Origin of the sequence: Alsobacter soli (assembly GCF_003004785.1) — a bacterium.
GTDB lineage: Bacteria > Pseudomonadota > Alphaproteobacteria > Rhizobiales > Beijerinckiaceae > Alsobacter > Alsobacter soli.
In genome coordinates, this window is the sequence record NZ_PVZS01000005.1 from 115,578 (window position 1) to 136,862 (window position 21,285).

General features: G+C 66.7%; 20 protein-coding genes and 1 pseudogene. 6 read left to right on the forward strand and 15 right to left on the reverse strand.

The window, feature by feature from the left end; genetic code table 11:
- Positions 1 to 4 precede the first annotated feature (4 nt).
- On the forward strand, positions 5 to 1,852 hold the full coding sequence (locus tag SLNSH_RS06085; RefSeq protein WP_106335783.1) for a response regulator: 1,848 nt from the start codon (positions 5 to 7) through the stop codon (positions 1,850 to 1,852).
- Between the two features lie 93 nt (positions 1,853 to 1,945).
- Here SLNSH_RS06085 and SLNSH_RS06090 read toward each other — a convergent pair whose 3' ends face one another.
- The 7 genes from SLNSH_RS06090 to SLNSH_RS06125 all read right to left on the reverse strand — a co-directional run bounded on the left by SLNSH_RS06090 (position 1,946) and on the right by SLNSH_RS06125 (position 9,095).
- Positions 1,946 to 2,668 carry a Crp/Fnr family transcriptional regulator gene (locus tag SLNSH_RS06090; RefSeq protein ID WP_158266694.1) on the reverse strand — a complete coding sequence of 241 codons (723 nt, stop codon included), beginning with the start codon at positions 2,666 to 2,668 and terminating at the stop codon, positions 1,946 to 1,948.
- Between the two features lie 447 nt (positions 2,669 to 3,115).
- Positions 3,116 to 3,841, reverse strand: coding sequence for a Crp/Fnr family transcriptional regulator (locus tag SLNSH_RS06100; RefSeq protein ID WP_106335786.1), 726 nt, complete (start codon positions 3,839 to 3,841; stop codon positions 3,116 to 3,118).
- A gap of 273 nt (positions 3,842 to 4,114) precedes the next feature.
- A complete protein-coding gene (locus SLNSH_RS06105) occupies positions 4,115 to 5,359 on the reverse strand; it encodes a c-type cytochrome (RefSeq protein ID WP_106335787.1) in 1,245 nt (414 codons plus the stop codon).
- Between the two features lie 10 nt (positions 5,360 to 5,369).
- Positions 5,370 to 7,130 (reverse strand): GMC family oxidoreductase, encoded by a 1,761-nt coding sequence (locus tag SLNSH_RS06110; protein ID WP_106335788.1) that lies wholly within the window; start codon positions 7,128 to 7,130, stop codon positions 5,370 to 5,372.
- 4 nt (positions 7,131 to 7,134) lie between these two features.
- Entirely contained in the window at positions 7,135 to 7,878 is a 744-nt protein-coding gene (locus SLNSH_RS06115) for a gluconate 2-dehydrogenase subunit 3 family protein (protein ID WP_106335789.1), read from the reverse strand.
- 15 nt (positions 7,879 to 7,893) lie between these two features.
- Positions 7,894 to 8,376, reverse strand: coding sequence for a PRC-barrel domain-containing protein (locus SLNSH_RS25695; protein WP_106335790.1), 483 nt, complete (start codon positions 8,374 to 8,376; stop codon positions 7,894 to 7,896).
- Positions 8,377 to 8,723: 347 nt separating this feature from the next.
- The gene (locus SLNSH_RS06125; protein ID WP_158266696.1) at positions 8,724 to 9,095 is read right to left on the reverse strand and encodes a response regulator; all 372 of its coding nucleotides are present in this window, start codon (positions 9,093 to 9,095) and stop codon (positions 8,724 to 8,726) included.
- A 478-nt stretch (positions 9,096 to 9,573) separates the two neighbouring features.
- On the opposite strand from SLNSH_RS06125, the pseudogene SLNSH_RS06135 reads away from it, so the two are divergent.
- A pseudogene (locus SLNSH_RS06135) lies at positions 9,574 to 10,200 on the forward strand (NAD(P)/FAD-dependent oxidoreductase); the annotation flags it as partial.
- Positions 10,201 to 10,500: 300 nt separating this feature from the next.
- Here SLNSH_RS06135 and SLNSH_RS24840 read toward each other — a convergent pair.
- Together SLNSH_RS24840 and SLNSH_RS06145 are read right to left on the reverse strand one after the other, a co-directional pair.
- Complete coding sequence (locus SLNSH_RS24840; protein ID WP_158266698.1) at positions 10,501 to 10,665, reverse strand: hypothetical protein; 165 nt, start codon at positions 10,663 to 10,665, stop codon at positions 10,501 to 10,503.
- Positions 10,666 to 10,903: 238 nt separating this feature from the next.
- Entirely contained in the window at positions 10,904 to 11,398 is a 495-nt protein-coding gene (locus tag SLNSH_RS06145) for a Ros/MucR family transcriptional regulator (protein ID WP_106335794.1), read from the reverse strand.
- A gap of 269 nt (positions 11,399 to 11,667) precedes the next feature.
- On the opposite strand from SLNSH_RS06145, the gene SLNSH_RS06150 reads away from it, so the two are divergent.
- Positions 11,668 to 12,168: a GAF domain-containing protein gene (locus SLNSH_RS06150; RefSeq protein WP_158266699.1), complete on the forward strand. Its 501-nt coding sequence runs from the start codon at positions 11,668 to 11,670 to the stop codon at positions 12,166 to 12,168.
- A 22-nt stretch (positions 12,169 to 12,190) separates the two neighbouring features.
- On the opposite strand, the gene SLNSH_RS24515 is transcribed toward SLNSH_RS06150, so the two are convergent.
- Entirely contained in the window at positions 12,191 to 12,625 is a 435-nt protein-coding gene (locus tag SLNSH_RS24515; RefSeq protein WP_146140198.1) for a hypothetical protein, read from the reverse strand.
- A 1,458-nt stretch (positions 12,626 to 14,083) separates the two neighbouring features.
- Between SLNSH_RS24515 and SLNSH_RS25215 the strand changes: the two genes are divergently transcribed.
- The 3 genes from SLNSH_RS25215 (at position 14,084) to SLNSH_RS06170 (ending at position 16,380) form a co-directional block, all read left to right on the forward strand.
- Positions 14,084 to 14,797: a hypothetical protein gene (locus SLNSH_RS25215; protein WP_106335796.1), complete on the forward strand. Its 714-nt coding sequence runs from the start codon at positions 14,084 to 14,086 to the stop codon at positions 14,795 to 14,797.
- A 452-nt stretch (positions 14,798 to 15,249) separates the two neighbouring features.
- Positions 15,250 to 15,852 (forward strand): recombinase family protein, encoded by a 603-nt coding sequence (locus SLNSH_RS06165; RefSeq protein ID WP_106335797.1) that lies wholly within the window; start codon positions 15,250 to 15,252, stop codon positions 15,850 to 15,852.
- Between the two features lie 153 nt (positions 15,853 to 16,005).
- Positions 16,006 to 16,380, forward strand: coding sequence for a hypothetical protein (locus SLNSH_RS06170; protein WP_106335798.1), 375 nt, complete (start codon positions 16,006 to 16,008; stop codon positions 16,378 to 16,380).
- On the opposite strand, the gene SLNSH_RS06175 is transcribed toward SLNSH_RS06170, so the two are convergent.
- The 5 genes from SLNSH_RS06175 to SLNSH_RS06195 all read right to left on the reverse strand — a co-directional run bounded on the left by SLNSH_RS06175 (position 16,334) and on the right by SLNSH_RS06195 (position 21,269).
- Positions 16,334 to 17,419, reverse strand: coding sequence for an FkbM family methyltransferase (locus SLNSH_RS06175; RefSeq protein ID WP_106335799.1), 1,086 nt, complete (start codon positions 17,417 to 17,419; stop codon positions 16,334 to 16,336). The genes SLNSH_RS06170 and SLNSH_RS06175 overlap by 47 nt on opposite strands.
- Before the next feature lie 107 nt (positions 17,420 to 17,526).
- The gene (locus SLNSH_RS06180) at positions 17,527 to 18,876 is read right to left on the reverse strand and encodes a cation diffusion facilitator family transporter (protein WP_106335800.1); all 1,350 of its coding nucleotides are present in this window, start codon (positions 18,874 to 18,876) and stop codon (positions 17,527 to 17,529) included.
- Positions 18,877 to 18,884: 8 nt separating this feature from the next.
- Positions 18,885 to 19,151: a metal-sensing transcriptional repressor gene (locus tag SLNSH_RS06185; RefSeq protein WP_106335801.1), complete on the reverse strand. Its 267-nt coding sequence runs from the start codon at positions 19,149 to 19,151 to the stop codon at positions 18,885 to 18,887.
- A 113-nt stretch (positions 19,152 to 19,264) separates the two neighbouring features.
- Positions 19,265 to 20,491 carry an IucA/IucC family protein gene (locus SLNSH_RS06190; protein ID WP_106335802.1) on the reverse strand — a complete coding sequence of 409 codons (1,227 nt, stop codon included), beginning with the start codon at positions 20,489 to 20,491 and terminating at the stop codon, positions 19,265 to 19,267.
- Positions 20,492 to 20,660: 169 nt separating this feature from the next.
- On the reverse strand, positions 20,661 to 21,269 hold the full coding sequence (locus tag SLNSH_RS06195) for a superoxide dismutase (protein WP_106335803.1): 609 nt from the start codon (positions 21,267 to 21,269) through the stop codon (positions 20,661 to 20,663).
- Positions 21,270 to 21,285 lie beyond the last annotated feature (16 nt).

The following is a 21,285-nucleotide window of genomic DNA, read 5'->3' on the forward strand; positions in this document are numbered from 1 at the left end:
TTTCATGTCGAACCGCTTCAACAGGATCGATTCCGCCGAGTTTCGGCTTCTGGTCGAGCGCAACGCGGACGGCTTGCTCGTTGTCGGAGGCGAGGGCGCGGTTCTTCTCGCCAATCCCTCGGCCTGCCAGCTCTTCGGACGCTCGGCTGAAGAGATGGTGGGATCCCACCTGGGATTGCCGCTGGTGGTCGGCGAGACCACCGATATCTCCCTGCTCCGGCCGGACGGCGACCGCGTCGACGTGGAGATGCGGGCCGTTGTCACCGATTGGGAGGGCGAGCCGGCGCTGCTGGCGAGCCTGCGCGACGTCTCCGCCCGCCGCGAGCTGGAAGAGCAGATGCGGCAAGTCCAGAAGATGGAGGCCGTTGGGCGCCTCACGGCCGGGGTGGCGCATGACTTCAACAACCTGCTCACAGTGGTGATCGGCAACCTGGAGGTCCTGCAACGCCAACTCGGCCGCGACCCGTCCGGCCCGAGGGTTCGCCGCGCGGCCGAGAACGCCATGGAAGGCGCGAGGCGCGCCGCGGGCCTTACCCAGCAGCTCCTGGCGTTCTCGCGGCGCCAGCCCCTGACCCCCAAGGCGGTGGACGTCAACGCGCTGCTGCTCGGGATGAGCGACCTTTTGCGTCGCACGCTCGGAGAGGGAGTGCGGGTGGAGACGCGCCTGGCCCCGGAACTCTGGAGAACGATCGCCGACGTCAATCAGCTCGAGTCAGCCGTGCTGAACCTTGCGGTGAACGCGCGCGACGCCATGGAGGGCGCCGGCCGGCTGGTGATCGAGACCTCGAATGTGGCGTCGAACGGCGCAGATGGTGAGGCTCGGGATGCGGTTGCAATCACGGTCCGCGACACCGGCGCGGGTATGAGCAGCGAGGTTCTCGCCCAGGCTTTCGAACCGTTCTTCACGACCAAAGGCGTCGGGAAGGGAACCGGACTGGGCTTGAGCCAAGTCTACGGCTTTGTCACCCAGTCCGGCGGCCGGGTCGAGATCGACAGCGCGGTTGGGGCGGGCGCCTCCGTGACGCTCTACTTGCCGCGCTGGACTGGTCCTGATGAGCTCCCCGTCGAGCGCAGGCCCGAGAGCTCAAATCCGATGCCGAATGTGACCCGCGTGCTCTTGGTCGAGGACGACGCCGGCGTGCGGGAGTTCAGCCACGAAGCGCTTGTGGAACTCGGGTACGAGGTGACCGATGCCCCCGACGGGGACGACGCGCTGCGGCGCATGCAGAGCCAGGAGTTCGACGTGTTGTTCAGCGACCTGGCGCTGCCCGGGAGCATGAACGGACGCAAGCTGGCAGAGGTGGCGTCCCGCTTGCAGCCCGGTCTCAGGACACTGCTGACCTCCGCATATGCGGGAGGCGCGTTGGTGAAGGATGGCCGGCTCGAGGAAGGCTACAACCTGCTCCCGAAGCCGTTCACGCCCGCCGAGCTCGACACCAAGCTGAAGGCGCTGCTCGAGGACGGGCCGCAGGGCCGCGCGCGCATCCTGGTGGTGGAGGACGACCCCCTGGTGAGGACAACGGTGGTTCTGAGTCTCGCCGATAGCTTTCACGTGGAGGAAGCCTCGACGGCGGGGGAGGCGTTGGCGAAGCTGAAGCGCCTGCCCAATCTGGACGCGGTGATCATCGACGTGGGACTGCCGGACATGAAGGGCGACGAACTGGCTGCGGAAATCCGCGCTCTCCGGCCCGGCATGCCGCTCGTCCTCACCAGCGGCTACGTCGACCGCCTCGCCCACTCGGAGCAGGAAGGCGTGAACGTGCTGGAGAAGCCGTTCGACGGCGAGGCGCTCCGTGGGGCTTTGATGCGCCTGAACGTGCTCGACCCTAACCGGGCCAAGAACCTGGGATAGCCGCCGACCGTCACCGGCCAGCCCTTGGCGGCGCCGCCCCGGCGACCGGTCCTTCCCGCCAGATTCCCGGGCGCTCCCGAACGGGAGCCTGGCTCAGCCCTCGCACACCTGTGCATGCGACCTGAAGATCTCCGTCTCGGCGAACGCGATGGTCTCCCGGCAGGAGCAGCAGGTCTCCTGGATACGCCGGCGGTCGAGCAACTCCATGCGGCCCCGTCCGGTGAGGATCATCCCTCGCCGTTGCAGCGCGGAAGCGGTCACCGCGATCGTGGTCCGCTGAACCCCGAGGATGTTGGCCAGGGACGCCTGGGTCAGCGAAAGCTCGTCGCCGCCGTGGCTGCGGGCGGAGGCGTCCAGCAAGACCCGGCACATCCGGCTCTCGACGGGATGGATGGCCGAGCACGCCACGAGTTGCCGCGCCTCGACCATCAAGGCTTCCATGTGCTTGTGAACCGCGGCCCGCAGGCCGGCGGATTGCTCGAAGATCTCGCGGTAGTGCTGCGACCGGATCCTCCACGCCTGACCCGAGATCTGCACGACGGCGCGGGTGAAGCTCTGACGACTTCCGCAGGCCTCGAAAGCCCCGTAAGCGCCGTTCCAGCCGATCATCCCTCCGCTGACGCTTTCACCGCCGACGGTCTCGGACGCCACGCAGATCAAGGCGTCGTCGGGGAACCAGACCCACTCGACGAGATTCCCGGGCTCCTGGAGCACCGTTCGGGCGTGCAGGGCGACCCTTTCTAGCCGTCCTCTGGCGCGCAACGCCGTTGCAGGCTCGATCTGGGCCAGGATCTTATTCCGAGGATTGAACTCCATCCCTGCCCCCATCCGAATATCGCCGGGCGATAACCAGCGTGAGCTTATCTTGGTTTCATCAGCGGATCTAAGTAGGGCGGTCGGTCGTTCGGCCATGGGAACCATAACGTTCCGACCGCGCTAACCGAGGAAATTAGGGAACCTCGCCGATGACGGGTATGGAAACCAGCGACCTAGACACGGACCGGACGCCGTTGAACGTGGAGATCTACAACGGAGAGGTTGTGGTGACCGGCCCTCGCGTGGCCGTTGCGCTTACCGCCGATGCTGCAGCGGAGACGGCCCGCCGGTTGGCCGCAGCCGCCAGCGAGGCGGGTGCGCATCTACGCCGGCCGGAAGATGCTTAACGATAGATTGAGGCTCAGAGGTCCTTACGGCGCGCGTGACAAGCTCACCTCGCCGCCTAGCCAACTTGCAGCGCAAGTTCCTGATTGCGCGTGCATAGGATTACCCCGCGAGCAGCCGGCGCTGCTCGCGCGTGATGATGCGGTGGCAATCGCACGTCGCCTCCTCGAGCCGCTGCGCATTCGTGACGGTCACCATGCCGCGGGTGTTGCGAATGGAGCCCATCTCCTCCAGCACGCCGAGGCAGCTGGTGACGCTTGGCCTGCGCACGCCGAGGAGCCGCGCCAGGACGCTGTGCGTGAGCGGCAGAGAGTTGTCCTTGAGGCCGTCGCGGGCCAGCAGCAGCCAGCGGCAGAGGCGCTCCTTGAGGGTGTGGTGCGAGTTGCAGGCGCCCGACTGCGAGGTCTGCAGCAGCACCACCTGGACATAGAGCGACAGCATTCGGCGTAGCGAGGCGCTCTCGGCCATGGCCTGCCGCAACACCCCGCTCGGTAGGCGCAAGGCCGTGCCGCCCACCTGCACGATGCGGCGCAGCGGCGGCTCGGCGTCGTCGCCCAGCACGATCGGAATGCCGGTCATGCCCTCCGACCCGATGAGCCACACCTCGACCCAGCGGTCGCGGCTCACCCGCGCCGCCACCGACACCAGCCCGGATTCGATGAAGTAGACGTGCTGCATCGGCAGCTTGGCGTGGTGCAGGATCTGCCGGCTCTTGAGGAGGCAGGGCTCCAGATGGGGCCGCAGGAGGTCTCTGTCATGCGGGGCGAGCCGGCGCAGCAGCAGGTTGCGGCTCGTCTCGATGGACAGCGTTCCGGCCCGTTGGTCCACGCGTTCGCCTCCGCTTCGGCGCGCAGCTTCAGGCGCGCCCGAGGCTGAAACGATGTCGGGCCGCGAAATGATCCCGCGAGTGTGGGAGCTTCAGGGTGTAGCGTGTCCGTTGGGATGGCGTCGCTCGCCCTAAAAGGTCAGATCCCTAGGATTTCAGATCCTTCAGCTCAAAAGTCGACGATCTCTTCTACCGGGGCGTGCATTCAATCCTCTGTCAGGCTCGGCGCAAAACTCCACCTGGGCCGGGTCGGAAAGGCCCAAGCAGCGTCCGCATCACTCCGCCTTGGCGTGCAGCGTCCGTCGCAGCTTGCCGACATCGTCGGCGGACACGCTCTCAGCCACATTACCCCAAGCCGTGCGGACGTAGGTTGCTACGGCCGCGATCTGGGCGTCGCTCAGCTTCCAGTCGAAAGCCGGCATCGAGAATGGCGTCGGCCGCGCGTCGGTGGGCGTCGTCCGGGCACCTTGCAGGATGACGCGGATCACGGTCGTCGCGTCTGCTTGCTGCACATTCGCGTTGCCCTTGAGCGGCGGGAAGACGGTCGGTGTGCCCTCGCCGTTGCTTCTGTGACAGGTCGAGCACTGGTCGAGGAAGATCGCTTCTCCGGAACCGGATAGCCCGGAGGACGATGTCTGCTGGCCTGAGGCGCTGCTCGGCACCCGTCCGGCTTCGCCCGGGAGGTCCTTGAGATAGGCCGCGACGGCGTGCAAATCCTCGTCGTTCAATTGCGAGGTCGAATACTGGATCACCTCCGACATGGGCCCAGTCGCGCTGTCGTGGCTGTTGCGACCCGTTTTCAGGTAGTCGATGACATCCGCCTCGCTCCATCCGCCGAGGCCAGTCCGCAAATCGGCGCCCAGGTTCGGCGCGAACCAGTTTTCGATCGTGCCGCCGGCCAGAGCCTTGTCGTCCATGTCGGCCCCGAGCACGTTTTTCGGCGTGTGGCAGGCGCCACAGTGCCCAAGCCCTTCCACGAGATAGGCGCCGCGGTTCCAGGAGGCCGACTTGGACGGGTCGGGATGGAACGCGCCGTCGTCGAAGAACATCCAGTTCCAGGGGCGCATCACGGCGCGCTCGCTCAGTGGAAATGGCAGCTTGTTGCGCGGGGGAGCGTTCGCGATCGGCTCGAGGGTCTGCAAATAGGCGCGGATCGCCAGGACGTCACCGCGGGTCACGTGCGTGTAGTAGGGATAGGGGAAAGCGGGATAGAGCCGCTCGCCATTGGCAGAAACGCCCTCGTGCATGGCGCGGTAGAAATCGTCGTCCGACCAGGCCCCGATCCCTGTTTGCCGGTCCGGCGTGATGTTGGCCGAGTAGATCGCGCCGAACGGCGTCTGCAACGGCCGACCCCCGGCGAAGGGCTTGGAGGGGTCGGCTGTGTGACAGGCGTAGCAATCCCCCGCGGACACCAGATAGCGGCCGCGCTCGATCTGGGCATGGTCGCCATCGGCGAACACCAGTCCGGCGGATGTCGCCACGAGCAGCCCGGCGATCAGGAACGGGGTGGCGCTGCGCATGGTGGACGCCTCATGCTTGAACCAGCGGGCCCGGGCTCTTCAGGTACTGGTTGCGGATCGCGTCCGCGGCCCAATAGGTGAGGGCGCCGACCGTGCCGGTCGGGTTGTAGCCAGGGTTTTGGGGAAAGGCGCAGGCACCCATGACGAATACGTTGTGGGCCTGCCAGCTTTGCAGGTAGCGGTTCACCGCGCTCGTCTTCGGGTCGTCGCCCATGATCGCGCCCCCCGTGTTGTGCGTCGTCTGGTAGGGCACGATCGAGTAGGACCCCTTGCGCCTCGAGACCTTGATCTCGCGGGGCTGCATGGCCCTGGCGATTTCCGCGGCCCGGTCGGTGAGGTAGTCCGACATTCGGTGTTCATTGTCGGTGAAGTCGAAGGTCATCCGCACGAGCGGCCGACCGTGCACGTCCCGGTAGAAGGGGTCGAGATCGAGGTAGTTGCCCCGATGGCTCATCACGGCGCCGTGCGTGCTGATCGAGCATTGCTTGAGGTAGTTGTCGACCACGGCCTTCTTCCACTTCGACCCCCACTTGGGCGTGCCTTCCGGCACGGGATGGGTCTCGATCGGACGCCCGTTGGTGGTCCAAAGCGCAATGTATCCCCCGCCGATAAACCCGAGCCCGGTGTGGTCGAAGTTGTCGCCATTGTACTCGTCGATCCCCATCCCGAGGGAGCCGGCGCCGATGAACGTGTTCGTGAGCTTGTCGTCGAAGAAGACGTCGACGGCGCTGGTGATCTGGTACGCGTAGTTGCGCCCGACCACGCCGGTGTTCGTTTCGGGATCATAGGGCTGGCCGAGCCCCGAAAGCAGCATCAGGCGCACGTTGTGGAGCGCGAAGGCGCAGAGGATCACGAGATCCGCAGGTTGTTCCCACTCCTCGCCCTGGGCGTCGACATAGGTGATGCCGGTCGCCTTCTTGCCCGTGTTGTCGAGGTTCACCTTGAGGACCTCGCATTGTGTCCTGAGCTCGAAGTTTGGCTTGCGCATGAGCACAGGGAGGATCGTCGTCTGCGGGCTGGCCTTGGAGTAGTTGCCGCAGGCGTATTTCTCGCAGAAGCCGCAATAGGTGCAGGGGCCGAGCTGCACTCCGAGCGGGTTCGTGTAGGCGCGCGACATGTTGGCCGAGGGACACGGGAAGGGCGCATGGCCGGTCTCCTGCGCGGCCTTGGCGAAGAGCATCGGGGCGTAGGTCATGTCCATCGGCGGGTTCGGAAAATCCCGCTTGCGGGGCCCCTCGAACGGGTTTCCGCCGGGCTGCTTGGTCCCGTTGAGGTTGCCCGCCTTGCCGGAAATGCCGCAGAGGTACTCGAAGCGGTCGTAGTAGGGCTCGAGCTCGTCGTAAGTGACGCCCCAGTCCTGCACCGTCATGCCCTCGGCGAGCTTGCCGTAGCGCTGCTCGTTGTGGCTTTTCGCCACGAAGTCGGTCGGCAGAAACCGCCAGGTCTGGCCATTCCAGTGGATCCCGGCGCCCCCGACGCCGGTGGCCGGCAGGAAGGAGCCGAGATGGCGCATGGGCAGCGCGGTCTCACCCCCGTTGTTGCGGAAGGTCAGGGTTTCCCGCGAGGCTTCCTGGAAGAGCTCGTGACGGAAGTAGTAGCGCAGTTCGTCCTGGATGAAGGTCGGCGCGAAGTCTGTCGGTGTGTCGCGCCAGACTCCGCGCTCCAGCGCCAGCACGTTCAGACCGGCGTCCGTGAACTCCTGGGCGAGCATGGCCGCCGTCCAGCCGAATCCCACCAAGGCGACGTCGATGCTCGGGAGCTTGCGGGCCATGGATTCACCCCTTGCTCGACCAGGCGGGCCGTCCCTGGAGGCCCACCGGAGGCAGCGGAAATCGTTCGCCATGCTTGGCGACGAAGTCGCGATAGTCGTACCGCGCGCCCGGGAAGCCGATCATGCGCCAGGCTTCCATGTTGCGGTTGCCGCCGTAGATCGGGTCGGCGAAGAAACCCTCGATCGTGTTCTGCAGCAGCAGGTCAAAGAAGGCCTTCCCGCTCACGCCGCCGAGGTCGACCTTGCCCGCCTCGAGGTCGCTCAGCAGGGCGTCCTGGTCCTCGGTCGCGAGATTTGCGAAGCGCCGGCCGTCCTTGATCGAGGAGACGTGCGCATCGAGCTGTTTGATGGCGTAGCGGTAGAGCTGCGCCGGCGTGAGACGGGACTGATACCCCTGGTTGTCGCTTCCCTGGCGCCACGGACCGAGCATGTACCAGCGCTCGGCGCGGCCATACTCGCCAGCCAGCTGCCGATCCAGGAAGGTCGGGACGCCCAGTTCCTTGGCGCCCGGGCCGAGATCGTCCGCAGGGATAAGCCTCGCCACGGCGGCCTCAATCAGCGCCGCCTCCTGGGGCGTGAAAAAGATATACCCGCCGGGATCTATAGCGTGCGGCGCGTCGGCTTGGGACGGAGCCCAAGGGACCTCGCCCTTGATGCTGTGAGCCGAGGCCGGGCGCTCGGTGGCAACGACAGCGGCCGCAGCGCCGCCAGCCAGTATCTGCCGCCTGCTCAAAGCAATCTTTTCCATGCCGCTCCGCTCCCTCTAGCCGGGGCCACCTGACTTCGTGCTGGACTTGGGTTCCTTGGTGACCCCCGCGGGCACGCCCGACGAGGACGAGGGACTAAGCGCCGACGGGCCGGAACCCGCGCGGAACGCAGGCGCGGCCACGAGCGATGTGAGAGAGACCTTCAGGCGGACGCGCAACGGCTCTTCACCAGCTGCGCGTACGCCATGCTCGGCCGCTTCCCTCGTATCCCGCGCGATCGCTGCAACGCCCGGAAAGGCGACTGCGACATCCTTCTCGCCGACTCCGAGTGATCCAGAAAGGCCCACAACCAGGGCGGCCGCTCTTCCCTGGTCTATCAACAGATCCTGCACGACGCCGACAGGGACGCCGGCGCTGTCCTCCACGGGCGAACCCACCAATTGGGTCAGAAGATTCTGGTCCCCTTGTGCTAGCGCTCCGGCGGCGCAGAGCGTCAGTCCGGACGCAACGACGGCGGTTGTAAGCCAGCTTCTCGGCACGTCCGGCTCCGGATCTCATGACCGGAGGATAGACGCCGCGCCGGAGGAGCCGTTCCGTTCCCGTAAACTTAGCATGGTCCGCTTCAAGACCGAGCGCGCGGTTCCGCGGCATGGAGCAAAGCTGTCCACGCGCTTTGCCTCGGGCGCATCCTCGCGGGCGCGGAAATGGCCCACATTACGGCCCATGCCGCCCCTCGAAGTGCGCCGATGATGCACCCGGCGCAGCCCTTGGGAGCGATAGTGGCCCGCCTGGCGCTCAGGACATCGCGTGGCGGGCTTCTTTTGCCTTCGCAGCAAGCCTTCGCCGAAGGTTCAGCCGGTGAGAACGTCGAACGGCACCGTAGGCGCTAATGTCCCGATGCCCTGGCGATCATCTCCCTCATGAGCGCGACAAGCAGCCGATCGGGCACGGGTTTGGGCAGGAAAGGGCACCCGTCAGGAAGTTCGCGGGACGGCAGCTCCTCGCCCGAGATCAGGATCACCGGTACTTCGGGCCAGCGGCTTCGGATCTCGTGCGCCAGCTCGACGCCATCCATCTCGCCGGGCATGTCGATATCGGACACTACGATGGCGAAGCTGTCAGCCTCAAGCAGAGAGAGCGCCTCATCGGCATCTCCCGCGCCGATGACCACAAAGCCGGTGTTCTCCAGCATCTGCGCCATCATGAAGCGGAGTAGCAGCCCGTCCTCGACGAGCAGAACACGAGAGTGGTGGGGCATTCGCGCCTCCAACCGATGGGGAATGCCCGTTTCGCTTAAGCGGCCCCATTGAGCAAGTCTCATGGTAGCTTGGGAGCTATGCCGTGCTGTCTTAGAACAATTGAGAGGCTTCCGGCACGCGGGCGCTTGGGTTCAAGCTTCGACGCTGGGCGCCCTCGAATAATCTCGGACCGGGTGCGGCAGCAGACCTTCCAACGGCTTCCCGCCAAGTCGATCCGTCGCGCCTCTAGTTGACGAAGCGCGAAACCCGGACCACGGCCCGTGAGTGGCCACAGTCGCACTTCAAGGGCGCGCAGGCTGCGGTCGGCGGCGGCCCGACCGGCGTTGAGATGGCCGGTGCGATCGCGGAACTGTCCCGGTGGACGCTGGCGCGAGACTTTCGGCACATCGACCCCGCTTCGGCGCGCACGTTGCTCGTCGAGGAGGGACCGCGACTGCTTGCCGCCTTTGCTGAAGAGCTGGCGCGACGTACGCCGCCGAGCGCCTGCGTGGACTGGGCGTCAAGGTGCTCGCGGGCGCAAGCGTGGACGACGTTCGCCCGGGCTCGGTCGTGATCGCTGGGCGGGAGACGCCCTGCGGCGCCGTGGTCTGGGGCGGCCGGGATCCGGGCGACCAGCATCACCGGGCGCCCGGGGGGCCGCTCGACCGGGCCGGCCGGGTCAGCGTCGATCCGACCCTGGCCATCGCGGGGCGGGACGACGCCTATGCTATCGGCGACTGTGCTCTCTGCCTGCAGGACGGCCAGCCGTTGCCCGCCCTCGCCCAGGTTGCAAAACAGCAGGGCGAGTACCTCGGGCGCGTCCTTGGAAAACTAGGGGGGGTTCCGGACCAGCCGTTCCTCTTCCAGAACCAGGGGAACGCGGCGGTCGTGGGCCGCAATGCGGCGGTGTTCGACTTCGGCAAGCACCATCTGCGAGGGCGTGTGGCTTGGCTACTTTGGGCGCTCGTGCATGTCTACTTGCTCGTCGGATTTGACAAGCGGCTGTTCGTAACCATGCAATGGGTCTGGCGCTATCTGACCTACGAACGCGGCGCACAAATGATCATGCCGGACGGGCTGGTCTCTACGGTCGAGCCCTTCCTTCGCGAGCGCGCCCGAGGCTGAAGCGATATCGGGCCGCAAATTGATCCCGTGAGCGTTGGAGCTTCAGGGTGTAAATCGCGAGTCGGTTGGGGTGGCGTCGCTCGCCTAATGGTCCGCTCACTAGAACCCCAGGAAGCTCGCCAAGCTGCTCCCGAACCGCCCGCAGGTGAAGCTAGCCTGCGAAGGGAGGGGCCGTCGCTCTCACCTAGCCGGGGTCGTCGCCGGCCCTGTCGCCCTCGGGGCAAGACGGTTCGAAGGCCAGCCGAGCGTCTGGGCGGCCATCTCGTGCACCGCTCGTCGGAATGTGGCGAACGGCCGGTGTCAGCGGTCCTCGGGCGAGTGCGTGATCCTCGGGGCCGTCACGGAATCCTCATTCGGGATATCCGGCCCCGCGCCGATCAACTCGCCCCGCTCGCGCGTCCGCGCCAAGTCCAGCCACATCTCGGCCATGTGCAGCAGCATCGCCTTATCGGTCGAGTCGCTCACCAGGCGCGCCTGTTCGAGGCATCGCTGAGCACGTTCCCGCAAGTTGCTCGCCGTTCCAGAAGGTTCACTCATGGCAGCCGAAACCGAAGAGCATGGAACCAAGTTCCAGAACGAAGTTCGTCAATGTCCGACGCCGCGATGACGCTTGCACGGCGCTTAGGGATGAGCTGGCTTCCCCGTCCTGTCGGGAGAAGCCCAAGCCGTATGCCTGCCTGAGCCCCTCCGCCAGTGAAGGCGACTACGCGGGCTGGGCCACCTTCTTCGAACGCCCCCGCTTACCCGGCGCCTTGGCGGGCTCAGGCGGTTGAACCGGCTCGGGCTGCTTCCTGCGGTCCAGTCCAAGGCCCATGCCCTTGGCCAAGGCTGAGCGCGCCGCGGCGTAGCTCGGGGCGACCATGGGATAGTCCTTCGGTAGGCCCCACTTGGTCCGGTACTCGGCCGGGGTCATGCCGTACTTGGTCATGAGATGGCGCCTCAGCGACTTGAACGCCTTGCCGTCCTCCAGGCAAATGATCGCGTCCGGCCTGATCGACTTCCTGACTGGAACCGCCGGCGTCTGGGGCTCGGGTGCCGGGTCGGGTTCCGGTCCGAGGCCAGCAAGAGCGCCATGCACGCTTTGGATCAGGGCAGGAAGCTCAGCAGCCTGCAGCTTGTTGTGGGAAAGATAGGCCGAGACGATATCGGCAACCAGGTCGATTGTTTCCGTTTGTTGTTCTGTGCTCGTGGGGGACATTTGCGTCACTCCGTTACAGGCAGCGCGCACGCTAGTCATCGGCGAGGCACAAGCAACTCTTTTTTCTGGGCGCCAGCGCGGTGCCTTAACTCGCCGAGATGCAAACGGCCCCGCCCGGTCATGGCGGGGCCAGTGCTTGCAAACTAGCCAGGCTCTTGGGCGGCCTGCCAGATAATTCTGCTCGCTTTTTCTTAAAGGTCGGTTCTCAACACGTTCACTGCCCATCAATGATTCATGGACAAGGTAAGCTCCATTGTGTGGGGGCGCGAATGCCTGAGTCGAGACGCATCGAAACTCTCGAGGACCTTGGCATCCTCTATACGGGTTCCACTGCCTTCGACCGTATCTGCTTCTTGGCGACCGAGGGGCTTGGGTTTCCAATTTCGACCGTGTCGTTCCTCTATCAGGACGAGCAATGGTTCAAGGCCGCGGTTGGCCTTCAGGTGCGCTCGGCCCCTCGCGCCCATTCCTTCTGCCAGGAGGTCATCAAAGCCGACGGGGTCCTCGTTGTGCCGGATGCAGCCAAGGACTTCCGCTTTAGGCCTAACCCGCTCGTCGATGGGCCACCCTACATTCGCACCTATGCCGGCGCTCCAATCATCTACGCGCCGGGCCTGCGTCTTGGGGCTGTGTGCATCATCGACACCGCTCCCCGTGAGATCACCGCACGACATACGGCCTTTTTGGAGACGCTTGCCTTGATCTGTGTGGACCAGCTCCGGCTCGTCAAGGCCAGCAGGCTTGCTCGGCACTCCCGGGCAGCCGCTTAGATGCCACACCGCCCGCCAAGGCCTAGGTCTTGCGCCCCTCAGGCGGTATGCGGCGATCGGCAAGCCACCAGCATGCCCGTCCGTCGTAGCGAACGCTCTGGAGTTCGGACGATTGCGACAGGTTCGACGAAAGCGAGCTTTTGGAAACCCCGTGACCCTGCTTGCGCATCTCGCCAACGATTTCGGCAGTGCTCAGGGGAACATTGGCCTTGGCCACAAGCTCCCGGGCCAAGACCCTTTGCCCGGTAACACGAGGTTTGCGCGCCGCTGCTCCTGGGGCCGACTGGCTTCCGGTGACTTCCTTTATGGCCTGGTCAAGGGCGATGTAGATGCGGAAATCGGGCTCGCTTCGCATGAGCTTATCCCGCAGCTCATTGCGCAGGGCCTTGAGGAGCCCGAGAGGCGTTGTCTGGTGCGCCAGTTGCAAGGGCGAAGCGTCTTTTTGGTTTACTATCATGGCGGGTCACAACCTGTGATCCGCCGCTCCCGCCGTCAATGAGCGAGCTTCGCGTGTCGGCGCGCCTCGCACGCTTCTGAGTAATAGCCCGTCTCCGGCCCAGCAATCGCCAGGTCGAGCTTCGTCCGGACAGACCCATCTCTGCTCTTCTCTCGTTGGCGATGGCGCGCGTGCTGGCCGCGTTTCGGCTGGCCAGCTCGTTACCCAAGCCCTGGCTGGCCAACGGCTCCACCGCAGACGGTTGTGGCGAGACGGTCTTCAACTGGGGGCATTAGGAGCGGGACGAGGCTTACCTCTGGAACATTCGCTCCGCCCAAAGCCGGATTTAACCAAGGTCAGCTGTCCGGCACCATCGTCAGGAACGAACCTGCGGCATGCCGGTTTGCTTGGCCGCAATGGTCCTCGTGTTGCGTGATCCCGGCTCCGTGCGCCTCGCCTCGCTGCTTCCCTCGTTGCTCGGGCGTGCGGGGAGGCGGGCCTGCGCGCCGGGCCTGACAGCCGAACCGATCATCCGCATTCGGCCTCCCCGCCAGCGCCTTAGGGGGCGGACGCTCGCCGGGGTGGCGCTGCTCTCCGCCGTGCTCGCGACCGGCTGCGTTGCTTGGCTCAAGCGCGGCACGCAGCCGGCGAGGCGCGAGGCTCCCATCTCGGCCGTCGATGTGAGCGTGCCGTTGCCTCCCCCTGTGGCGCCGCCGGTTGTGCCGCCAGCCCCGCCACAGGTTCCTGCTGCCCCGACCCTGTCTCCGCCGGGCTTCATCGCGCCCGCCGTTCCCGGGCTTGACGAGGGCCCGCCTGCCGCTCCCACCCCGGAGGCGCCCGCCTCGGTTGCGCCGCTGGACCCGTCTCCGGCTGCGCCCCGAGCCGCCCCGGCGCCTGAGTCCACAGCCCCTGTGTCTTCTGCGCCCGCAGACTCTAGCAAGCCCGCTCCCGACCAGCCCGGCGGGGCCGCGGGGCCTGCGCCCCACCCGGCGGCCCCACCTGCCTCCACGCTCCGACAGGCCGCGCATGCACATAGGCCGCAGCCGCGGCCTGCTGCCCACCCCGCCACGCCTGCCCCGCGGCTGGAAGAGCCTCCGGCGAGGTCGCGCCACCCCACCCATCGCTTGACGCAGCGGCGGCCGTCCCGGCCCGCCTCGGATCGTCCTATCGAGCTTCCCGAATCCCTGAGGCCCTCCAGCGAGCCAGTCCAATGAGGTTTCACCCATGAGAAGAGTTGCGCATTTGATTGTCTTCGCGTTGCTCGTTTCCGCCGCCCATGCGGAGGTCGCGGGCGGCGGGGGAGGTTCGTCCGGCGCCGGCGGAGGTGGAAGCAGTGGCGGCGGACGCGGCGGTGGATTGGGCGGCGCGGTCGGGGGCGCCGTCGGTTCGGTGGGAGGAGCCGTTAGTGGGGCGGTCGGCTCAGCTGGCGGGTCTGTTGGGGGCGCGGTGGGCGCCGCAGGCGGCAGCGTTGGAGGCGCGGTGGGCAACGCCGCCGGCTCGGTGGGCGGCGCCGTTGGCGGCGTGTCCGGGGCCGTGGGGGGTGCTGTCGGCAACGCTGCGGGCGCCGTTTCAGGAGTATCCGGATCGGTCGGGGGCGCCGTCTCCGGCGCAGTCGGCGGCGTCACAGGGGCCGTGGGTGGGGCGGTTTCCGGAGTGACCGGGTCCGTCTCGGGCGTGGCGAGCGGGGCCACGGGGTCTGTGTCTGCGACGGGCTCGGCCCCTGGTTCCAGCGGGTCAGTCGCCGCCGCGGCGGCCCGAGACGCGCAGGGCTTCGTCCCGGTCGGCGTCGACGACAGCCACGGCGGTGACATTGTCTTGCCAAGGCGCCTGCTTCCATCGGAGGCGACCAGGGGTGGCGGGCGCCGCATGGTTCTCGCCAGCGTCGGCAATCTCGGATGGGTGCGGGGGGACCCTGACGCAGTGTCCTCGCTCGGGCGCGCGATGAGCCCCTCCGGGAACGTCCCAACGGGCACAGTCTCGGCCTGCCGGGCCGCCGTGGCGCGCGCCGCTAAGCGCTACGGGGCGGTTGCTGTCGAGGCGGTCGGGTCCGGCGAGCGCGAGCGGGCGGGGCAGGGCTGGGTGGCGCCGCTCCGCATGAGGGTCCTATATGCGCGGGCCGGAGGCTACGAAGTCCGCCAGTCCGCCGTGCGGTGCAGGCTCGACGCCCGCGGCATTGTCACGGGGGCGAGCTGAGGATCGTCAGCCACAGGCGGCGGATACAGGCTGGTGCACGACCTATTTGCCAGCGACATTCCTGGCGATGATCATTGCCGTGGTCATGTAGCCGAATGCCGGGGGGCAGCCAGATGACGCTCACGTAAGCGGGGGAGCAACCCCGGAGGAGCTCGTTCGGCGGCCGACATCCTGGCCGTTACGGCGGCGGTCAACCGCGGGCTGCTCTGCGGGAGTGCGCCGAAGCGAGAGGCCGCTCCCAGGGAACCGGAGGCAGGTCTGCTTTCCACCCTCTCCGGACCTTCTACGGACGCCGGGTAAACGCCCACCCAAACCGAATTATTCAGTTCAATTGAGTATACCTGAACCGAACCATCGGCCCGGTCACGTTACCGGTTCGGTTTGAGCCCCTTTCAGAACTCTAATCGAACCCCCAGATTTCGAACTGAGCAAATCGAACTGGGAGCACGACAGTGTTCGTCCGAGCCTACCTGAGAGCCTCGACAGCCGATCAGGACGCGCAACGTGCTCGCGCTGATCTGGAGCGCTTCGCCGATGAGCATGGCCTGAAGGTCGCGAGCGTCTACGTCGAGAATGAAAGCGGCGCGTCGCTGCAGCGCCCTGAGTTGTTCCGCTTGCTCCGGGACTGCCGGAAGGGCGACATCCTTTTGGTCGAACAGGTCGACCGGCTTTCACGTCTCAACGCTGATGACTGGGAGCGCCTCAAAACCCTAATCATCGAGAAGGGCGTCCGCGTGGTGGCGTTGGACCTGCCCACTTCGTGGATTATGGCCGGCGCGGCCGACGAGATCCAGGCGCGTATGTTCGCCGCCATCAACGCCATGATGCTGGACATGTTGGCAGCGATTGCGCGGAAGGACTACGAGGACCGGCGACGCCGCCAAGCGCAGGGGATTGCCAAAGCGAAGACCGAGGGACGTTACAAGGGTCGCCCGGAAAACAAGAGCCGAAACGACGCGATCTTACGGATGCTTCGGGGCGGCCAGCCATGGTCGGCGATCATCGCGGCAACTGGCGCGTCAAGGTCGACCTTGGCTCGTCTAGCGAAACGCTGATCTGGCCTTCGATCGCGTCCGCCACCTCCTCTTTCCCCTACGTGACGCCCCCAAAGGCTACGCTCATCCGGTGGGGGCTTTGATGCACTGCGAGCGAAGGGCGTTACCATGCCTCCCAAGCGGCCACGCCGAGCCGAAGGCGTCACTCGGTATTTGATCGTCGAGCGCAGCGAATGCCGTCTCGGCACGAATTACGCAATCAAGTGGGGCAGCCCGCACTCGGCCTACATCCAGTTCTACGGGCGCCTCCATGAGCCGCTGAAGGGGATCAGCCAAGCCTCCTTGCAGGTATCCTTGGACGAGGAACTTGAGGCGCGTGACGACCAGAACGGGGTGGGAGGGATCATCGCCGTGAAGCCCTCTATCACTTGCGTCATCAACACGACGCTCGGACATTTCGATCGCCTGTGGCAGCTTGCGTTCTGCGGAGCTTGTCGATCCGTCTACCTCTCGTGCGACGTGCCGAAGCGCGGGAAAGCTCTCATCCACTCGTGGTCGGCATCGACCGGACTGCCCGAGGATGAGTAGCTGCAAGACCATGCAAGGGTCCGGCCTCAGTCAGCTTGAGGGTGGGGTCGGCATTCGACCCTAACCCGAGCTTCAGGTACTCGGAGCCGAGCACTGCCCACAAATCAGGTGTCGTGATCTGGCCTCCGTCGTACCCGCACGCAATCCGACCCAGCGCGGCCCGGAAAGCGTCCGTGTCGATTTCAGCCTGTGCTTTCGCCACCGTTTCGGGAGTGAACTCCCAGCCTCGCCCTCGCACCAGAATGCGGGCGAGCGCTTCCGGGGAGATGTGCGGAAGATCGGCCCACATGCCCTGAGCCAATGCTCTGGCGAGGGCGTGGTCCGGATGACCGGGGTTCTCGGGCGCACGACCGATTTCATACATGTGAGTCGCCGCACTCCAATCGGCGCGTTCGGCGGGCAGCCGCTCAAAGACGTCCGGGCGCTCCTCGGCGACGTAGAACCTGTTGAGCGTGTCGAACAGGCGGAACCGGTATCCTTGCGCCAGCAGCGCTGGCTCCCACTCGTCCCAGGCGCGCTCTCCCGCGCCCGGCGTCACTGCTTCCGCGACCACCACGACCGGGCGGAAGCGCGACCAGTTATTGCCGGCCAGCACGTCCGCCTCGGCGCCTTCCACGTCGATCTTCAGGATGTCGATGGCGGTGACGCCGTGCCGCTCGCAGAGGGTGGCCAGCGTCGCGCAGGGCAGCGTGTGCGTCTCGTAGGTCACCCCGAAGGCGCCCGCGCCGCGGGCGTGCTCCTCGACCGTGGTCGAGAATCCGTGCAGGCGGTCGACTTGGTGGAAACGAGCCTCGCCGTCGTGTCGGCCGACCAGGCCTTGGTGCACGACATCCCGGGGCCGCAACCTGGCGTAGAGCGCCGCCAAGGCCGGCTGCGGCTCCGCCACGATGCCCCGCCAACCCCGCTCATAAAAGAACTGCGTCACGTTGTCGGCGACGGGATGGCCTGCGCCGACATCGATATAGAAGCCCCCTGGTTGGCCAGCGAAGGCCAGGGCAAGGTGATAATCTTCCAGGTTCTGCGTGTACGACAGCAGCATGTGGCGCCTTGGTGGGCATTCGGGGGCCGCAATCAGTACGAGAGCAGCGGGCCGACTATCGTTACCAGACACGACGCTGGCTAGCAGTGTTCTTGAAGGGGCGCTGCCTAGTGGTGATGCCCCGGTGGCTCGACCATCCGGAACGGAAGCTGCTCCTCCCGGCCGTGGAACCGCAGCGCCAGCGTGGCGTCGAACTCATGCGGCTCCTCGGGGGCCGCCTCGCTCTCGAACACGTCCTCCGAGCCTTCGGCGCGCAAAGCGAGCCCCTCGACGCGTCCGCCCGGGCGCAGGATCTCAACCCTGGCATCCATCCCCGGCGCGGGATGATCCAGGCGCAGGCGCATCCTCTCGCCGGCGGGCGTGTCGACGATCTCCAGCCGGCCGGCTACAAGCGCGGTCGCGAACACAAAAGGCTCGGGCGCATGATGGTGCCCATGCCCCTTTGTATGCGCCGCCTCGGCCGCCTCTGAAGCGGGCCGAATGGCGATATGGGCCGCTTCGAGGGCCGGCAGGTGCGCGGCCAGCTCGCGCTCCAGATCGGTCCGGACGCGCTCCGCCTCGACAAGGCTCATTCCGGGGTCGACCAGGGCCGTGGCCTGGACGTGCAGGCGGTGGCCGAGCCAGCGGAGTTTGAGATCATGCAGGCCCTGCAGGCCGGGAACGTGCTCCGCGGCGTGGCGCGCCTCCGCCGCGAGCCCCGGCTCGACGCCGTCGATCATCCGGCGCACGACGGAGCTCGCGGACTGCCAAACAATGCCGAAGATCGCCAGCGTGATGAGCAGACCGATGATGGGGTCCGCCAGCGGGAATCCAAGCCAGACGCCTGCGGCGCCCAGCACCACCGCGAGGCTCGTCAGCCCGTCCACGCGGGCGTGGTAGCCGTCCGCGATGAGCGCGGCGCTGTTGATGCGCCGGCCGACCCGGATGCGGAACACGGCGACAGCCTCGTTGCCCAGGAAGCCGACCACGCCGGCCGCCGCCACCCAGCCGAGTTGCCGGATCGGTTCGGGGTGGAGCAGCTTGTTCACGGCCTCGTAGCCGGCGACCAGCGCGCTCGCGAAGATGATCAGCACGATGACAATGCCGGCGAGGTCCTCGACCTTGCCGTAGCCATAGGTGAACGTCGCCGTGGGCCGCCGGCGCACAAGGCGGAAGGCGACCCACAACGGGATGGCCGTGGTGGCGTCGGCGACGTTGTGGATGGTGTCCGCCAGCAGCGCGACCGAGCCGGACGCGATGACCACGAGAACCTGCAGGAAGGCCGTGACCGCCAGAATCACGAAGGACCACTTGATGGCCCAGATCCCCTGTGAGGTCGTGGCGATGGTCGGATCGATCACCCCGTGCGTGTGGCCGTGGTCGCCATGGCCGTGATGATGGCCGTGGCCGTGGTGGTGGCCATGCTGATGATGGTCGTCGTGGCCGAAACCCAGCCAGCTCCTCGCCTTGCCGAGCATCGGCGTCCTCACAGGTACTTGGTGATGGCGGTGACCTCGGCCAGCGCCTCCTTGGCCTTGCGGCCGCCCTGGCCAATGGCGTCCTCCAGGCAGTGGTTGATGTGATCCTGGATGAGTTCGCGCTTGGCGTTGGCGACGGCCTTCTCGACCGCGTGCAGTTGCTGCGCGAGGTCGAGACAGGGGCGGCCGGCCTCGACCATGCCGATCACGGAGGCGAGGTGGCCCTGGGCCCGCTTGAGCCGGGCGATGATGTCGGGGTGGCTGGGGTGCATCATGCGGCAGCACCTATCCCCCCGGAGGGGATCCGTCAAGCGGCAGCCCGGGCCCCGGCCACGAACCGCGCTAGGCCACGGTCTCCCCGCCTCCCGCCCCCAGGATTACAGGGTCGCTATCGCCAGCCGGGCGCCTGCCGCATGTCTTCGAGCGTGGCTTTTGAGTCCGGCGGGGCGCCGTTCCGAAATTTGAACATGGTCCCGGCGGGGAAGAGCCTGTCCGCGTCCGGGAAGAAGCGGCGGAAGATCTCTCGCACCCGCGCCCGCACCAGCTCCTCGTCGGCTCCGTAGTAGCCCTTGAGGATCACGAGGACGTAGTCGAAGAAGTGATGGCCGAGGAACTGGTCGTAGACGAGGCTGTAATGGCCTTGGACCTCCTCGTCCGTGTCGGCCGCCATGCCACGTCCGAGAAACGGCATGGCGAGACCCGCCCGCCGCCGCGCCCCGGGGTCGATCCACACGTCCAGATCGCGATGGACCACTCTCCGGGGGACCATGTCCCGGTCGACCTCGATCAGCGTGTTTTGCGCATGCGACTCCAGGAGGATGCCGCGTTCGCGGGCGACCGTCGCCCAGCACGCGACGATTGGGCCGAGCACGCGGTCGATGACGAATGGAACCGGGTCGACGCCCAGCCTGGCGATCATCTGCACCAGGAGAGGCGGCGACTCGGGGTGCTTCAGGTCGCCGGCGTACAAGGCGAAGCACGGGATCAAAAACCTTCCGGCAACAAAGGGCCGGGCCCGCGCCTCTCGCACCAGAAATCCCCAGGCCCGTCCGCCGGCGCCGAGGGCGACGCCCAGCGAGTCCGGCAGATAGGCGAAGCTGTCGAACAGGACGTGCGCGAGATCGGAGCACACGGCGACACTGTTGTGGATATTCTTGAGCCGAAGCTCCCGGTTGAAGCGCGAGATCCGGACCGGGTAGTGGAGCTTGATGTAGTGATCGGGAACACCTTGCAGTTGCTCCAAGGCGAGCACCGTCCTGGTCGAGGCGGTCGGGGCCACCTGAATGGGCGTGCTCGGCGGTAAGGCGCGGATGTCCTCAATACCTTCGGCGGCGTCGTTCCTCCACGTTGCAGGATGCACAGGAAACAGCACCCCTTCCGGCCTGACGAAGTGGCGAAGAAGCCCAGGAACCGGATCGGCCTGGAACAGCGAGACGCGATCCCGTGGGGCGCAGACTGTGACGAGACCGAAGGACGGCGCCTCGTTTTCCGGTTGGTAGCGCACCGCGGCCTCGGTCCGACTTGCGAGCGGGCTGTAGGTCTTGGCACCCTCGATGACGTAGCGCTCCATATAGAGGAAGGCGCGGGCGCCCTGGCCCACGGCTGCGAGTTCCATGTGACAACTCCCGCGAGGGGCCGGCTCGCCCGTATGGCTGCCAACCCGGCCCAGGGTTCGGCAGGGAGGCCCGGATCGCCGCCCGACTTTGCCATCGCGGCGCGATCTTTATTCAGCGCGAGGAGCGCCGGGCGCGGGGTTCAGGCCCGGTGCGGGCCGCAGTCAGCCGTCAGCCCCTCGCGGCGGAGGCTGCGGTCAGCCCGGCCAGGAGCCGGTCGGCGTTGCCCCAGCGGATCGTCTCCATGAAGGTGTCCACGTAGGTCACCGCCTTGGCGCCGTAGTCCATGTGGTAGGAGTGCTCGTACATATCGAGCGCCAGGATGGGGACGCCGCCGGCCAGGGTGTGGCAATGGTCGGCCGCCCACTGGTTGACGAGCCGGCCGTCGCGCGGCGACCAGCACAGGAGCACCCAGCCGGAGCCGCCGGCGAGCGCCTTCCCCGTCGCGACGAACTCGGCGCGCCAGCGCTCGTATGAGCCAAAGTCCCGGGTGAGCGCCTCTTTCAGGGCGGGCCCGGGCTCGCTGGCGTCACCCAGCCCGTCGAAGAACAGCTCGTGCAGGATCATCGAGTTCGTGGCGATCAGCTCCTCGCGCTTGAGCCCGTTCAGCAGGAAGCCGGGCGCCGCGGCGTAGTCGAGGTCGGCCAGCCGCTCCTGGATCAGGTTCAGGCGCTTCACCGCGCCGCCGTAGTTGTTCTTGTAGTGGCTGATGATCATGCGCTCCGACATGCCCTTGATGCGGGCGGGGTCGCAGCCCAGCGGCTTCATGGCGTAAGTCATGGGTTTCCTCCCGTCC

Excerpts from the sequence above, each read along its gene's own strand:
- SLNSH_RS06085 (WP_106335783.1), top strand. The coding sequence starts at position 5 with ATGTCGAACCGCTTCAACAGGATCGATTCCGCCGAGTTTCGGCTTCTG.
- SLNSH_RS06090 (WP_158266694.1), bottom strand. The coding sequence starts at position 2,668 with ATGGAGTTCAATCCTCGGAATAAGATCCTGGCCCAGATCGAGCCTGCA.
- SLNSH_RS06105 (WP_106335787.1), bottom strand. The coding sequence starts at position 5,359 with ATGCGCAGCGCCACCCCGTTCCTGATCGCCGGGCTGCTCGTGGCGACA.
- SLNSH_RS06110 (WP_106335788.1), bottom strand. The coding sequence starts at position 7,130 with ATGGCCCGCAAGCTCCCGAGCATCGACGTCGCCTTGGTGGGATTCGGC.
- SLNSH_RS06115 (WP_106335789.1), bottom strand. The coding sequence starts at position 7,878 with ATGGAAAAGATTGCTTTGAGCAGGCGGCAGATACTGGCTGGCGGCGCT.
- SLNSH_RS06125 (WP_158266696.1), bottom strand. The coding sequence starts at position 9,095 with ATGCCCCACCACTCTCGTGTTCTGCTCGTCGAGGACGGGCTGCTACTC.
- SLNSH_RS06145 (WP_106335794.1), bottom strand. The coding sequence starts at position 11,398 with ATGTCCCCCACGAGCACAGAACAACAAACGGAAACAATCGACCTGGTT.
- SLNSH_RS06150 (WP_158266699.1), top strand. The coding sequence starts at position 11,668 with ATGCCTGAGTCGAGACGCATCGAAACTCTCGAGGACCTTGGCATCCTC.
- SLNSH_RS24515 (WP_146140198.1), bottom strand. The coding sequence starts at position 12,625 with ATGATAGTAAACCAAAAAGACGCTTCGCCCTTGCAACTGGCGCACCAG.
- SLNSH_RS06175 (WP_106335799.1), bottom strand. The coding sequence starts at position 17,419 with ATGCTGCTGTCGTACACGCAGAACCTGGAAGATTATCACCTTGCCCTG.
- SLNSH_RS06180 (WP_106335800.1), bottom strand. The coding sequence starts at position 18,876 with ATGCTCGGCAAGGCGAGGAGCTGGCTGGGTTTCGGCCACGACGACCAT.
- SLNSH_RS06185 (WP_106335801.1), bottom strand. The coding sequence starts at position 19,151 with ATGATGCACCCCAGCCACCCCGACATCATCGCCCGGCTCAAGCGGGCC.
- SLNSH_RS06190 (WP_106335802.1), bottom strand. The coding sequence starts at position 20,491 with ATGGAACTCGCAGCCGTGGGCCAGGGCGCCCGCGCCTTCCTCTATATG.
- SLNSH_RS06195 (WP_106335803.1), bottom strand. The coding sequence starts at position 21,269 with ATGACTTACGCCATGAAGCCGCTGGGCTGCGACCCCGCCCGCATCAAG.